Genomic DNA, 14810 nt, shown 5'->3' on the forward strand with positions numbered 1-14810 from the left:
GATAAACTCTGCCATCTCCTCCCAGTATCCGCCCATATACGCTTCCTGCATCGGCGTATCATACTCGTCCAGGAGGATGATAACTTTTTTCCCGTAATAACGGCTCATATAACCTGCCAGTTTCCTTAAAGAAACTGACGCCTGGTGATTTTCCATCTCCGCTGATATTCTCCGAAAATCCTTCTTTTCATCTTCATTCAGCAGATTTCCTTCCAGGAGAAAATCTTTCTTATTATATAATTCTTTGATTTCCGAGCAAATCCCCTTTCTTGCCTGGTCAAAAGTTGTCTCTTTTACTGACGCAAAGCTCAGAAAGATAACCGGGTACGTCCCCTGGAGCTTCCTGTATTTCTCATCTTCCCATATGGAAAGCCCCTCAAACAAATCTCCCCGCCCGGCATAGTCCACAGAGAAAAACTGCTCTGTCATGCTCATATTCAGCGTCTTTCCGAATCTCCTCGGCCGGGTAATCAGGGTCACACTGTCCCCTCTGCCCCACCACTCTTTTATGAAACTCGTCTTATCAATGTAAAACCAGCCGTTCTTCCTTACCTGTTCAAAATCCTGATGCCCAATTGCCACGGTTTTTGCCATAGAATCACTCCCCCCAATCTTGCCGCTTATGCCGTCTGTCCTTTTCTTCCGCCCAAAATATTCCGAAAGCCTTTTTTCCATTATAACCAATCCGTCCTTACTTTTCCATAGAAAACATAGAATTTACAATTAAACTTTTTGTTATACATCTTATTATGTAAATCTATCTTCTCGGAACAAAATACGGCAGACAGGTTCTTCCCCGTCTGCCGCATACATTTCCCTATATTCTTCTATTTTATCCTCACTTTCGAACCCGCGCCCCCGGCTCTCAGCAATTTCTTATAGGCTTTCAGCTTCGCTTTCGGCGCTTTGATAACCGCCTTCGCATGGATGCCCTTGAAAGCGTTTTTCCCGACTTTTTTCAGCTTTGCGGATTTGATGGTGATTTTCTTCAGCGCCTTACATCCGCTGAACGCTTTCGCCCCGATGGAAGTGATTTCTTTTCCAAGCACCACACGTTTCAGCTTTTTGCAGTTTTTAAACGCGTTGTTGGCGATGGCCGTTACTTTAAAGTTCTTTTTATTGATTTTGACCGTATCGCCAGTTTTCAGGGATGTGAGTTTCTTCGCGTTCTTTTTACTGGCTGCCCCTGCGAGGATGACCTCGCCCGTGCCGTCAGAATGAACCTTGCTTACTTTGTACCTTAACCGTCCGGCTTTTACGGTCTGCCCTTTCCGTACTGCCAGTTCCTCAGGTTTGGACGGTACTGAGGGCGGCTCGGTTTCCTGCGGCTTTTTGTCCGTGGAAGGCGTTTCTGTCCCCGCCGGGCGCTCCTCCGATTCACTGGGCGGCGTTTCTGTTTCCTCCGGGTCTGTCTCCGTTTCCGGCGGCGTCGGAGTATCGCCGCCGGAACTGCTGCTGTCTTTCTCATGGAATACAGTATAATCATAATTATTACTTTCATATTTTTCGGGGACGCTTGACGTCACTACATAGTACAGAGCGTTCGCTTCTGTCTCATATCCATCCTTTCCTTTCGGATAGGTAAAGTCTACAGCAGCCAGGTCTCCCTGCTTTAAAGTCCCAAGCTCCACAGAAGAAACCAGTTCCCCGTCTACAGTATCTTTACGCACCTCCAGCACCGCTTCCGTCGGCACTGCCTCGCTGTTTCCTGCCGTCACATGGACGGCTTTTCCATTTCCCCAAACATCCTCTGTAACGACTGCAGATACATCGGCATATCCCGCCGTCAGCCGGAACTGGTTGTTGGAAGTGTCTTTGTCCCCTTCTACATCTGCCTGAACCAAGACTTCCCTGTGGGAAACCGCCTCCGGCACTGTATAAGACGCCTCCAGGAGAGCGCTTTCACCTGGAAGAATATTCATTCTCACATCCGTCGCCTGTCCGTCTGCCGTCACCCTGCATTCTGTCACTTTCTCTGCGCCAAGATTCCGGACTACTGTATAAATCGTGGTACGTTCGCCGGGAATTTCCGTGCCGTCTTTGATATAAGCGTCCACGATCTCCACATCCGGCTTCGGCGTAAGCTGCATGGTATACAGCTTCCCTTCGCCTATAGTGCTGCCCTTCCAGTAAAGGACTTCCATCTCCCCGGACGCATTGTAATAGCCGCTGGGGCGGAAAATGCTCTCCTCACTGTTGGAGAGAAGCACTTTGGAACTCCACGTTCCTGACGCTTCATCATACAGGCTTGCCGTCAGCTGATAAACCTGATTCTCATCCACGCCCGACCATACCAGGGCAGTCTGGTTTCCTTCCCCGTTTACTACCGTAAAGTTTTCCGAAATCCCGGCCTCCTCTGCCGGAATCAGGCTCTGCCGCCCGGACACATCCAGAACCCTGCATCCTTCCGATGTATACCAGAACAATGCCGTTTCTCCCTGATACCTGGCGTACCTGGGAGCGGAATCATAGCTCTTATTCTGCGTCAGCCTTGTCACGTCTCCATCAGAGGTAAACAGATAAATCTCCCTGTCCTCCAGCGTCGCAAGGTCTCTGTCCGTATCCACGCACACTGCCGCCGTTACCACGCCTCCTGTTTCGGACACATCGTAAGTAACCGGAAGCCCCTGGGACAGTTGAAATTCCCTGTGAACTGCTATATTCCCGTAGGTTCCTTCCATGAACAGGATATTGTCCCCTGTCAGCCCGAAAATATCCGCCGCCGTATTTTTCAGCCCTGCTGCTGTAAGGTTTCCGTCCGCATCCATCGCGATACGCGCGCTGCTGTAAGCAGCCGCTGACGAGGAAGAAGCCATCACAGAAGCCTCGCGGAAACATCCGGCGTCCGCATCCCAGAGGGCGGTACAGATTTCTCCGCTTTGGAACACATCCTCCACAGAAGAAGAGTTTTTCATAGACGCATCATAATTCAGCCACGACACGGCAATCCTTCCATTCTTTCCTGTCAGGTGCGGATAGAAATCTCCTGTCCCATCTTCCGCCACTGCCTGCGGCTCGCTCCATGTGCCAGCTTCTTTGTTGTAAACCGTATATACCAGCTTCGTACGGTGAATCGTCGGCCGTGAACTATCCTCTGTCAAAAATGCCGCCAGCGTCGTGTCACCGTCCTGAACCAGCATCGGCTCCGTCAGCTCCGATACGCCTGTCTGGAGCAGTTTCTCCGACATGCCGGAAGCTGCCGCGCGGGCTTTCCGTGTCCTCTCTAATTTATCGCCGTACCAGTGGGACTCTGGCAAAATCTGCACCGGGAGGGTGTAGCTGTCCATGTCGTACACTGGCGCTGCCTTCGTTTCCGAAACCATGCCGTCCGCCAGCCCCCTTGCCTTACTGTCAGACGCTTTATAAAGCGGATAGGTGGCTTTTGCCATTTCTTTCGAATAGTTAAATCCTAGGACGCTGGCTTTCAGGCTCAGCGAACCAATCAAGTCTGCCTGCGTCAGCCCTTTCGGGATATCAATCACACATGGCATGGAACCGCTGCCCTCGACGCCGACCTTTGCCACATACAGTACGCCTACGCCGCCCCCCACGCTCAGAGATGGGGTGATGGTAAGCTTCGTGCTGCCGCCAAATTTCCTCTCAGAAGTGTTATAGGTTACGCTTCCCGCCAGTTCTCCATTCACTCCCAGGGATTCTTCGAGATAAACGGGAATCACACCTATGGCATATTGCTGTTTAAAAGAAGCGCTCAGGTCAATCGCCACCTGAAGTCCTCCGCTCAGAGGCTCCTTACTGCCTGCCGACAGGTCATTTTCCAGCCAGCCGTATCCTGTCGCCTTAATCGCCGCCTTTGACGTCCAGCGGGTATCCAGATTTCCTGACGTCAGGACGTTTTTCCACTGGGACAGTGACAAGTCATAAGGCTGGCTTTCGCAGAACTTCTTCCATTCCTTCCACAGCTCATCATCGAAAATATCCTTTTCCAGGCTGTCCGGCTCTACCCCCAGCATCATCCGGATTTTCGAATCCTTCCGCTTTATCGTAACCTTAATCTTCCCCAGGTCAAAAGACAGCTTATCATTATTCAAAAATGGAATATCCGTCTGTATACCTGACTCGCTGCTTTCATTCAAAATCGAAATATAACTGTCGTCTCCCTCGGAACCCAGTCCATTTTTCGGTATGGTAATAAAAACCTGTTCCGGCTCGCTCTCTGTCCCGTCCGCCGCCGTCAGTTTCACATAAATATCCCCGTTCCCGGCAAACGCATCCCCGATGTTCAACCGGAAGATTCCGTCCTCACTTTCCAGCGTCTTTCCGTCCGTCTGGTACAGGACATACTTTCCAGGCGGCTTCTGGTTCCAGACGCCGCAGACACGGAAGGTCACGTTATCCGATTTTTGAAAATGCTGCCCCCCGCAAGGTCTGGCGGTTTCTTTCTGGTAATACATCACTGTAGAGACATACGGCTTCGCATCGTCTCCAGCTTTTTTCTTCCTCAAGGACGCCGTAAACTGGTTTGCGGCAAACTGGCTCACAAGCGCAGGGGACACCAGCGTCGTGTAGAAAATGTAATCCCGGAATCCCTCTTTCGTCACCGCTATGCGCTTCATGGCAGAAGGCTCCTTCAGGGAGTTCGCGATATGCGCCGCGCCCTTGCCGTCCGTGTCCGCCGCCCCGACGCCCTCGATTTCCACATGGGCGTTTTCTATCATTTGAAAACCGAAACTGCTGTAATCCGCTGCTTTAACCGTGATTTGGGAACTGTCGACGCCGGGCGGCGTCTCCCCGCCCGGGGTAACATCCGTACCTCCGCCTACCTCCGCGTCTGTCCCGTCGGAACACACCGTGCCCGCATAGGTGTAGAGATTAGAGGATGAAAGATTAAGATTCAAAGCCGGCCGAATGCCGTCATAATCGAAGTCGACATAGTAGCCATCATCGCCGACCCAGCCGCCGTAGTCGACGTTCATCGCACGGTTTGAACTATAGCCCGGCGAGCGCAGCCACCACCAGCCGTTCCCAGCGTAAATGGAATGGTCTGTACTGATACTGCTCCACATTCCCATCGCCTTTGCATAGGTACTGCCCTTACAGCGGCGGGCTTCGTCATATATATCCCTGTCTTTTACAAAGCCGTAGGATTTTGCCGTATCCGTATTCCACACGTCCGACTCTGAGAGCAGGAATACTTTATCCGTGGTATTGTTCCCTCCGCTTGTTCCATATTTTATGCTGTCAGCATTTTCCAGGGATGAATTTACGATTGCCGCCTGCTCAGAAGCAGTAAATGCGCTGCCGATAAAGTTCTTTCCTCTATAATCTACAGACTGCTTGTTACCCCCGGCTCCATAGCCGTTCAGCCAGCTCCGCGCAGTGCTGGTCTCCCATGTAACACTTTCATATTCTGTATGGTACTCCTGGTCGTCGAGCGCCACATCCGACAGGAGAAGCGCCTGGTTCCCGTCCGTGCGGAGCACCCGCCATTTGATTGGCTCGTATTTGAAGTAGTGGTAGTCTGTGCTGCTGCTCCATTTATAGTAACCGCTGCTGGCAGATGTGTAAGTCGCATCTCCTTTTTTCATCCTCCGGTACTTTGCCCCGTTCAGGGTGATATCATTGTTAGCGTCCCAGCCAGACGCATTTTGCAGGGCAGAGTACACGCTGTCGGAAACGATAACGTCCCCTTCCCGACGCAGACTTTCATCCAGCGCGGTGTATTCTACGCCGCTTGGTATCACCTCCGCCTGCGGGTAGCGCCCGAACCACACGCAGTCCCAGGTGACCTTCTGATCTGCTATCATACTGTCATCCGCCACGATGCGGGGATTTTTCAGCGTGACGTCCGCCGCTTCTGCTTTTTCCGCCGCGCCCTTTGGCGTCGCCGCCGAAAGCGGCGACAGAGCCAGCGCCGCCATCAGAAACAGGGTCAGCAGACGCTTCGGCTTACCTGATTTGTTCTTTGATTTTCCTTTCATGTTCTTCCCTCTCCTCCTTCGTCTGTTTCGATAAGACAAGATGGTTTACTATATTTTTCTGCAGATGGTATGTATTCCCGTGGGACAGATGCCCCCGGTAGCTTGCCAGGCTGCGGGAGACGGCTTCCATGTCCATGACGCCATTCCGGTAGGCGTGGCGGTAGCGTTTCAGCTTCCGCTTCAACCGCTTTTTATTACTTGTACGCAGCTTCCGTATGACTCGCCCAGTATCTGTCGTTGTTGACGTTCATTGCATTGTTTGAATTATTGCCCGGCGAGCGCAGCCACCTTCAACCTTATCCCTTATATCTATTCTGGTCGCTCCGCGACCACGCCAGCAGCAGACGTGTAACCTCTGTTGACTGGATAGATATCTGTTCGTATTGCTTCGGCAGGATGCATCCCTGCTCCTTTGCCGCCAGAGCCAGAAAGCCCAGCAGCTTCAGGGCCACATAAGCGTTCCTCTGGTAATCTTTCCTCTGTGTGATGTGAACCGAGTCTTCCTTATCCTTTACATACACAAAGTTCGCCCGGTACAGGTTGTCCAAGATCTCCAGGCTCAAATTCTGTATGCGGCTCACAAATGTAAAGCGGAACTTTTTCGGGCTCTTATCCATTACGGTAAAGATATAACTTCCCAAATCTTTCGCCTTTACAATCACAGACAGTTCGCTTTCTTTTTTTCTCATAGGATTCAGGCCTTATCTACTTTGTAATCCGGACTTTCTTCCCCTGCCCTTTCTTTTTCAGCAGCTTCTTATAGGCTTTCAGCTTCGCTTTCGGTACTTTGATAACTGCTTTCGCATGGGTGCCTTTGAAAGCGTTTTTCCCTACTTTTTTCAGCTTCGCGGATTTGATAGTGATTTTTTTCAGCGCCTTACATCCGCTGAACGCTTTCGCCCCGATGGAAGTGATTTCTTTTCCAATCACCACACGTTTCAGCTTTTTGCAGTTTTTAAACGCGTTATTGGCGATGGCCGTTACTTTAAAGTTCTTTTTATTAATTTTGACCGTGTCGCCAGTTTTCAGGGATGCGAGTTTCTTCGCGTCCTTTTTACTTGCCGCCCCTGCGAGGATGACCTCGCCCGTGCCGTCAGAATGAACCTTGCTTACTTTGTACCTTAACCGTCCGGCTTTTACGGTCTGCCCTTTCCGTACTGCCGGTTCCTCAGGTTTGGACGACGATGGGGGCTGCTTGCTGGCTGGGGGCGTCCCCCCGCCCGTGGTTACTGTCCCACCACCCACCTCTGTATCTGTCCCATCAGAACACACCGTCCCCGCATAGGTATAGAGATTAGGGGATGAGAGATTAAGATTCAAAGCCGGACGTACGCCACAATTAAGATCGGGGCTGTCATAGTAAACATCGACCAGGCCATCAGACATCACACACATAGCATTACTTAAATAATTGCCCGGCCAGCGCAGCCACCACCAGCCGTTCCCAGTGTATGTACTGAACATTCCCCTCGCCTTTGCATACGTGCTGCTCTGGCAGCGGCGGGCTTCGTCATATATATACTTGTCTTTTACAAAGCCGTAGGATTTTGCCTTATCCGTATTCCACACCTCCGACTCGGAGAGCAGGAATACTTTGTCCGTGGTGTTGTTTCCTCCGCTTGTTCCATCTTCTATGTTGTCGGCATTTTCCAGGAAGGAATTTACGATTGCCGCCTGTTCAGAAGCGTTAAAAGCGCTGCTGATAAAATTTTTCCTGCTGTAGTCTATGGACTGCTGATTGCTTCCGGCTCCATAGCCGTTCAGCCAACTCCGTACTGTGCTGTTCTCCCAAGTGACATCTCCAAATTCGATATGGTACTGCTCGTCGTCCAGTGCCACGTCAGACAGGAGAAGCGCATAGTTCCCGTCGGTGCGGAGTACCCGCCACTTGACAGGCTCATACTTGAAATAATGATAGTCCTCGCCGCTACTCCAGTTATAATAACCATACATATCATCTGAGTAAGTCGCGTCTTCCTTTTTCATTCTCCGGTACTTTGCCCCATTCAGAGTGATATTGTTGTTAGCGTCCCAGTCGGATGCATTTTTCAGGGCAAAGTACACGCTGTTGGAAACAATAACGTCCCCATCCTGCCACTGATTGCTGTCCAGCGCGGTGTATTCCGCGCCGCCCGGTATCACCTCCGCCTGCGGGTAGCTCCCGAACCACACGCAGTCCCAAGTGACTTTCTGCCCTGCTTCCATGCTGTCATCTGTCACAATACGGGGATTTTGCAGCGTGACGTCCGTCGCTTTGGTCTTTCCTGCCGCCCCCTCCGGAATCGCCGCCGGAAGCGGCGCGAGAGCCAAAGATATTGCCAGTACCGCCGCCAGCCCGCGTTTTAAAGTTATAAACTTGTTTTTCATGGTTGCTTTTCTCCCTTTATTTATTTCCGCAGGCAACAAGCCAAGTGACTGCTTGCAGGCATTTGGCGGTTGCCGCGGAGAATTTCATTTTGCCTGTTTGACGGTTACTTCACAATCCGGACTTTCTTCCCCTGCCCTTTCTTTTTCAGCAGCTTCTTATAGGCTTTCAGCTTCGCTTTCGGCACTTTGATAACCGCCTTCGCATGGATGCCTTTGAAAGCGTTTTTCCCCACTTTTTTCAGCTTCGCAGATTTGATGGTGATTTTCTTCAGCGCCTTACATCCGCTGAACGCTTTCGTCCCGATGGAAGTGATTCCTTTTCCGATAACCACGCTTTTCAGCTTTTTGCAGTTTTTAAACGCTCCTGTATTTATCTCCGTGATCGGATAAGTTTTTCCATCGATTTCCACCTGATTTGGTATCGTAGTTTTTCTGATGTTTTTGCTTGCCGGAGCGGCGTAGGCTACTTTGCCATTTCCCAGCCCTGTGTAAGTACCGCCGGAAACAGTTTTCTTTTCGCCTTTCTTTATTTCTTTTACTGCCGGAATGACGGGGATATCCTTCGGCGGCTGGATAGTTGGAACTTTCTGTTCATTCCCGCCGCTGTTTCCGCCACTATTTCCACCGCTGTTTCCGTCCAGTGCGATGAATTTATTTTCACACTCTTCTGCATATGCCTGTGCAGTTGAGCCTGGATATCCATAAAGAACAGCCGTTTCATCAAAAACAGAAAGAAAAGGAATGCGTTCAAACCTGCAGCTTCTGCTTAAAATGGTGGCTTTTCCAAGATTCTCACAGCTTGCGAATGCCCGATAACCTATCGTCTGGACTCCATCCTGTATAGTAACACTCTTTAATTCTTCACAATACGCAAATGCAGAAGCTCCGATTTCACACACATTTCCAGGTATTGTAACCTCCTCAAGGCCACTGCTGAAAAATGCCATTTCCCCAATCTTCACAAGCTTTCCAGGAAACGCTATTTTTCGTATAACACTACATCCTTCAAATGCCCTATCACCTATCTCTGTAAGCTGCGCCGGCAGTATAACGCTACTCAAACTTCCGCATGAGCTAAATGTAGAACTTGCTATCTTCGTAACCCTGTCGGGAATCCTTATCTCACATAAAGCGTCGCATTGAGAAAACGCGATCTTTCCTATAAATGTAAGGCTTTGGGGCAGTATAATTCTACTTAAATGGGAGCAGCCATAAAACGCACCATCTTCTATAGATATAACACCTTCCTGAAATACAATACTATTCAGGCTCTCGCATCCGGCAAATGCGGAAGCGCCTATGGACGTAACCCCGCCCGGAACGGTAAATGCTCCTGCCCGCCCTGCCGGATACCTGATTAATTTTGTTTTCCCTTTTGTAAACAAAATGCCGCCCTGGGACTCATACGCGCTGTTGCTTGACGGCACTTCAATGCTGTCCAGCCCCGACATTCCTGAAAATGTGCTCCCTGAAAGGTTTTTAACGCTTCCCGGTATAGATATTGCAGCCAAATCCTCACTGCATCCTGTAAAAATGCTTCCACCCAGTGACTGCACGCCTTCGTTAAGCCTTATATTACTCAGATTCTTACAATACGCAAATGCCCACTCCTCTATTTCCCGGACACTCCCTGGAATTGTAATGCTTTCTAATGCACAACTGGCAAACGCATAGTCTCCGATTTTCTGGACGCTTTCTGGAATCTCAATGCTTCTCAGGCTTAAGCAGTCGCTGAAAAGGGAACTGCTGATTACTTCAAGTCCTTCTGGCAATACAGCTCTGCTTAAGCTTTCACAACATGCAAACGCAGATTCCCCTATTGTCCTAATGCTCTGCGGGAGCGCTATCTCTTCTAAAGTCTCACATTCGCTAAATGCAGAACCGCCTATGGACAGAAGCCCCTCCGGCAGAGTAATGCTTTCAAGGTATATGCACTCTTCAAACGCAGAATCACCTATGGATACAAGGCTGTCTGGAATAGAAATCTCCTCCAGATTTTCACAACTGGCAAACGCTGAATTTCCAATATCCGTAACCCCATTCGGAATGGAAATCTTCCCCAGGTTGTCACATCCGGCAAATGCGGAATCCCCTATTGCAGATACCCCATCCGGAACTGTGTATCTCCATTCAGTTTTTGCTATCGGATATTTGATTAATTCTGACTTTCCTTTCGTAAACAACACGCCGTCCTGCGATTCATACGCAGGATTATTTTCAGCAACTTCTATAGAACTCAAATTGTAAATACCTTTGAATGTCGTCGGTGACATATCCGTAACACTTCCTGGAATGTGAATCTCCGTCAAATCATCGCTGCATCCTGAAAACACTTCGCTCCCCATGCTTTCCAGCCCTTCTGAAAGCGTTATGGCAGATAGATTTTCGCATCCTCCAAATGCATCATCTGAAATCTTCTTCACATTTCCGGGAATCGTAAGACTTGTCAAACCGCATCCTGAAAATGCACTGTATCCTATTTCATGTATGTTTTCTGGAATATTGACACTTTTCAAATTACTGCATCCCGAAAATACGTACTTACCTATCTTCGTAACGGTCTTACCTCCCAGTGTTTCTGGTATCGTTATCTGCGTGACGTTTTCTTTCACTCCATAAAATTTCCGGAGTTCCACGGTTCCATCCTGCATTACATAGTAAGAGAAATCTCCTTCTTTTAAGACAGAGCCTTTCATCTCATCCGAGCACACTGTTCCGGCATACGTGTACTTCCCGGAATCCAGTGTGACCCACACCGCCGGGCGAACTCCGTCAATTCCTGAGTGATACACGCCATAATACATCGTATACCCCGGATAGGATACGAAAGGCGGAGCCCCATCTTCCTCCCTCAGCCACCATGAGCAGGTGTTTGGATAATCTGCATACTGATCATGTTCCGATGTAATGCAAAAAGTTCCCATAGCCCTCGCATAATCGCTTGGCTTACATCTCTTTGCTTCATCCGGTACGGCATAGGGCGCTTGCGGCTTTGTGAGAAATCCATAGGCTTCCGCATTCTTTGAGTTCACTTCCGAAGATGACAACAAAAATATCTTATCATTTACCTCATCCGCCTCGCTCAGTTCCAGCGTGGTTGTCTGGATGCTCCGCTGCTCTGCGCCTGAAAATGCACTGCTAATAAAATTCTTATCCTGAAAATCTGTTCCGTATCCATTCAGCCAGTTCCGTATCCGGCTGTTTTTCCAGGAAGAATCATTCCCCGTCATGGCATATTCTTTATCATCCAACGCCGCGTCCGCCAAAAGCAACGCACGATTCCCCGACGTCTGCAATACCCGCCATTTAATTGGTTCATACCTGAAATAATGATACGTCGTATTGTCTGCCCAGTGATAGGTTCCTTCTTCTTGTCCTTCCCCCTCCGCGTAAACATAAGTAGCGTCGTCCTTTTTCATTCTCCGGTATTTGTTTCCGGCGATTGTGACTTCATTCTTTGAATCCCAGCCTGACGCATTTTGCAGGTCAGCATAGACCGCTTCACTGCTATCTACTTCACTTTGCGGATAACTTCCAAAGTATACGCAGTCCCAGGTCGCCTTCTGTCCAATCTCCATACTGGAATCTGCCACGATGCGGGGGTTTTTCAGCGTGACATCCTCTGCTTCTGTTGCTTCTGCTGTCTCTTTTGTTCCTGTTGTCTCTTCTGTTTCTGTTGTCTCTTCTGTTTCTGTTGTCTCTTCTGTTTCTGTTGTCTTTTCTGTCTCTGTTGTTTCTTCTGTCTCTGTTGTTTCTGGTTTCCCCGGCTGTGATGGCACGACATTTTCCACCTCCGCTTGTGTTCCATCGGAACACACTGTTCCAGCATAGGAATAGACATTTAAAGATGAAAGCTTTAGATTTAAAGCCGGACGTACACCATCACCAGCCTCACTGACATTGTTTGTAGTATTCTTAACATTACCATGATCACTGACATGCTTGGCATGATTTTGACTTTCTCCTGGAGAACGCAGCCACCACCAGCCATTTCCGGCATAAATTACTGAAGAACCTTGATTGCTGCTATTACTTGGCATACCTTTAGCTTTTGCATAAGTGCTGCTTTTGCACCATTTTGCTTCATCATAAATATCTCCATCCTTTATAAATCCATAGCTATTTACTTTGTCCATACCCCATATGTCCGTCTCAGAAAGCAGGAAAATTTTATCAATAGTATTATTCCCTCCCCCTGTATTCCACTGAATACTGCCAATATTTTCCAATGATAAATCCACAATTGCCGCTTGTTCAGAAATGCTAAATGCGCTACCCATAAAATTGTTCCGGCTATAGTCCCTGGATTGCTTATTGTTCTCCGCTCCATAACCGTTCAGCCAACTGCGTAGAGTACTGGTTTCCCAGGTAACACTTTCATCTACCGTATGATATTGCTGATCATCCAATGCTATGTCTGATAAAATCAATGCCTGACTTTCGTCTGTATGTAACACTCTCCACTTGACAGGCTCATATTTGAAATAGTGCCAAGAAAGAGCGTCCTGCCATTGATACCAGCTTCTCCCATTTCCAGAAGATGTTGCGTCTTCCTTTTTTATCCTCCGGTATTTTTCACCATCCAAGACAATATCATTATTCATATCCCATTCGGACGCACTTTGGAGATCAGCGTATATGCTGTCTGAGACAATGACGTCCCCACCCTGCCGCAGGCTTTCATCCAGCGCCGTGTACTCTGCTCCTGACGGTATGACCTCTGCCTGCGGATAGCTTCCGAACCAAACGCAGTCCCAGGTTACTTTCTGCCCAGCTTCCATGCTATCGTCCGGCACAATGCGGGGGTTTTTCAGCGTTGTTTCTGCCGCTTCCGCTTTGCCTGTCTCTGGCAGAACTCCCAGATTCACGGTTACCATTAAAGCTGCCGCCATTACCGCTGTCAAAAGCAATTGTAATTTTTTTCTCATATCCCTTCTTCTCCTTCCTTAATATAAAACTGTTTTTTCTGTTGTCCAGCATCTCCAAAAACGATATTAGATATATACAAAATTCTGATTTTGTATATATCCGCGCCGGATTTTAGACAAATATCAGGAAGATATAACCTATGGGCAATTATTTTTTATCCCCTATCTGTCATTTGAAGGTAAAAATAAGCGCATAAATCAGGACTGCAAAAAACAGACTTTTCACAGTCCTGATTTGTGTGCCTGAAAATAAAATTTTGCTAATGAGAATCTGCTCTCAAGATATATTATTTCTTGCCTAATCCCAGATTCCGTGCTAAAATTCTACTGACAGCACGTCTTATTGATATTCCTATATACAAAATCAGAATTTTGTCATTCCCTCCGCTATACCACCCCCATCTGTTCCAGCCACCGCGCATGTTCCGCGCCAGTATCCATCAGGTAAATCCTGGTCGTTTCGACAGAGCTGTGTCCCAGGACGTCCGCCAGTTTCACGATATCTCTGCTCACCCTGTAAAAGAGCTTCGCAAAAAGATGGCGCAGATTATGCGGATATACTTTGGACGCTTCTACATGCGCGTCTTTGCACAGTTTCTTCATCTCCTGCCATATATACTGCCGGGATAGTCCTTTCCCGCTCCGCGTCACGAAAATTTCTCCCTCGGAAATTCCGAGCCTTTTAGCATACCTCAACAGCTTCTGGCACAGTTTGTCAGGCAGCAGTATCACGCGTACTTTCCCTTTCAGAAAAATCTCTGCCTTTCTCCCCCTCGCCGCTTCCACAGTAATATACCTTACTTCCGATACCCGTATGCCTGTCCCGCAGATTGTTTCCATTAACAGCGTCAGCCGCTCTTTTCCCTTCCGTCCGGCGGCGCGCTTCAGACGTTCATATTCTTTTTGCTGTAAATCCCGTTCCTGCTTCCGAAACGGCGTCCGCTGTATCCGCAGAAGCTTTACCCTGCATTGTGTCCATCCCATAAATTCCAGAAAGCTGTTTAGGGCGGAAAGCATGGAGTTCACCGTAGATGTGGAATATCCTTCCATGACAAGATGCTCCTTCCATGCCGCCGCCAGCCTTTTCCCTACCATTCTTCCCGAAGCCCACACAAAAAAGGAACGGATATCCCTCAGATATTTTTCCACCGTTCCTTTTCCATGTTCTTCTGATACCAAATATTCCTGATATGCCCAGATATCTTCCTCTGCCACTTGATAATCCATAAAGCCTCTCCTGTGTTTGTTTTTATCCATTGTATCACAGGAAGTTTCTGCAAAGCTAAAGCCTCTGATTTCTATTTTTCATCCATTTTGTTTCCTATCCGCACTTCTTTCCCCCTGAACGCAAACCCATACTTCCGTATCCGCTCCTCCGGGATTCCTTTCGCCCGGAGCGCGGCGGCGTAGTCCTTTTCTTCTATCTGCCTCAGCGCCGCCTGGACGGTGTCGGAAAGCTCCTTTTCCTCCTCCGTATCCTGCACTTTAAACTCTATGATGATAGCGTCGTACTCTTTTTTCCTCGGCTCCAGCATTACGTCGTATCTCCCGAAGCCGCTTTCCCTGTTGGAAGTCA

8 protein-coding genes are annotated in these 14810 nt (G+C 48.8%); all 8 read right to left on the bottom strand.

Annotated elements, in window-relative coordinates:
- Positions 1-594: AAA family ATPase (locus NFR99_RS12845; RefSeq protein WP_251353829.1), on the bottom strand; the 594-nt coding region annotated here is incomplete at its 3' end.
- Positions 595-827: 233 nt separating this feature from the next.
- Positions 828-5939, bottom strand: a complete 5112-nt coding sequence (locus tag NFR99_RS12850) for a DUF6273 domain-containing protein (protein WP_251353823.1) — start codon at positions 5937-5939, stop codon at positions 828-830.
- Positions 5908-6123, bottom strand: coding sequence for a hypothetical protein (locus tag NFR99_RS12855; protein WP_251353824.1), 216 nt, complete (start codon positions 6121-6123; stop codon positions 5908-5910). Before NFR99_RS12855 ends, NFR99_RS12850 begins: the two co-directional genes overlap by 32 nt.
- 112 nt (positions 6124-6235) lie before the next feature.
- Entirely contained in the window at positions 6236-6628 is a 393-nt protein-coding gene (locus NFR99_RS12860; protein WP_251353825.1) for a four helix bundle protein, read from the bottom strand.
- 16 nt (positions 6629-6644) lie between these two features.
- The gene (locus NFR99_RS12865) at positions 6645-8306 is read right to left on the bottom strand and encodes a DUF6273 domain-containing protein (protein WP_251353826.1); all 1662 of its coding nucleotides are present in this window, start codon (positions 8304-8306) and stop codon (positions 6645-6647) included.
- A gap of 104 nt (positions 8307-8410) precedes the next feature.
- Positions 8411-13234 carry a leucine-rich repeat protein gene (locus NFR99_RS12870; RefSeq protein ID WP_251353827.1) on the bottom strand — a complete coding sequence of 1608 codons (4824 nt, stop codon included), beginning with the start codon at positions 13232-13234 and terminating at the stop codon, positions 8411-8413.
- Positions 13235-13621: 387 nt separating this feature from the next.
- Positions 13622-14461, bottom strand: a complete 840-nt coding sequence (locus NFR99_RS12875; RefSeq protein WP_120483481.1) for a tyrosine-type recombinase/integrase — start codon at positions 14459-14461, stop codon at positions 13622-13624.
- Between the two features lie 71 nt (positions 14462-14532).
- The coding region (locus NFR99_RS12880) for a PD-(D/E)XK nuclease domain-containing protein (RefSeq protein WP_251353828.1) at positions 14533-14810 on the bottom strand (278 nt) is incomplete at its 5' end.

This window comes from Hominisplanchenecus murintestinalis, from assembly GCF_943193015.1.
Lineage (GTDB): Bacteria > Bacillota > Clostridia > Lachnospirales > Lachnospiraceae > Hominisplanchenecus_A > Hominisplanchenecus_A murintestinalis.

Bases quoted from the DNA above. Each gene is read 5' to 3' on its own strand.
- NFR99_RS12850 (WP_251353823.1), bottom strand. From the start codon at position 5,939: ATGAAAGGAAAATCAAAGAACAAATCAGGTAAGCCGAAGCGTCTGCTG.
- NFR99_RS12860 (WP_251353825.1), bottom strand. From the start codon at position 6,628: ATGAGAAAAAAAGAAAGCGAACTGTCTGTGATTGTAAAGGCGAAAGAT.
- NFR99_RS12865 (WP_251353826.1), bottom strand. From the start codon at position 8,306: ATGAAAAACAAGTTTATAACTTTAAAACGCGGGCTGGCGGCGGTACTG.
- NFR99_RS12870 (WP_251353827.1), bottom strand. From the start codon at position 13,234: ATGAGAAAAAAATTACAATTGCTTTTGACAGCGGTAATGGCGGCAGCT.
- NFR99_RS12875 (WP_120483481.1), bottom strand. From the start codon at position 14,461: ATGGATTATCAAGTGGCAGAGGAAGATATCTGGGCATATCAGGAATAT.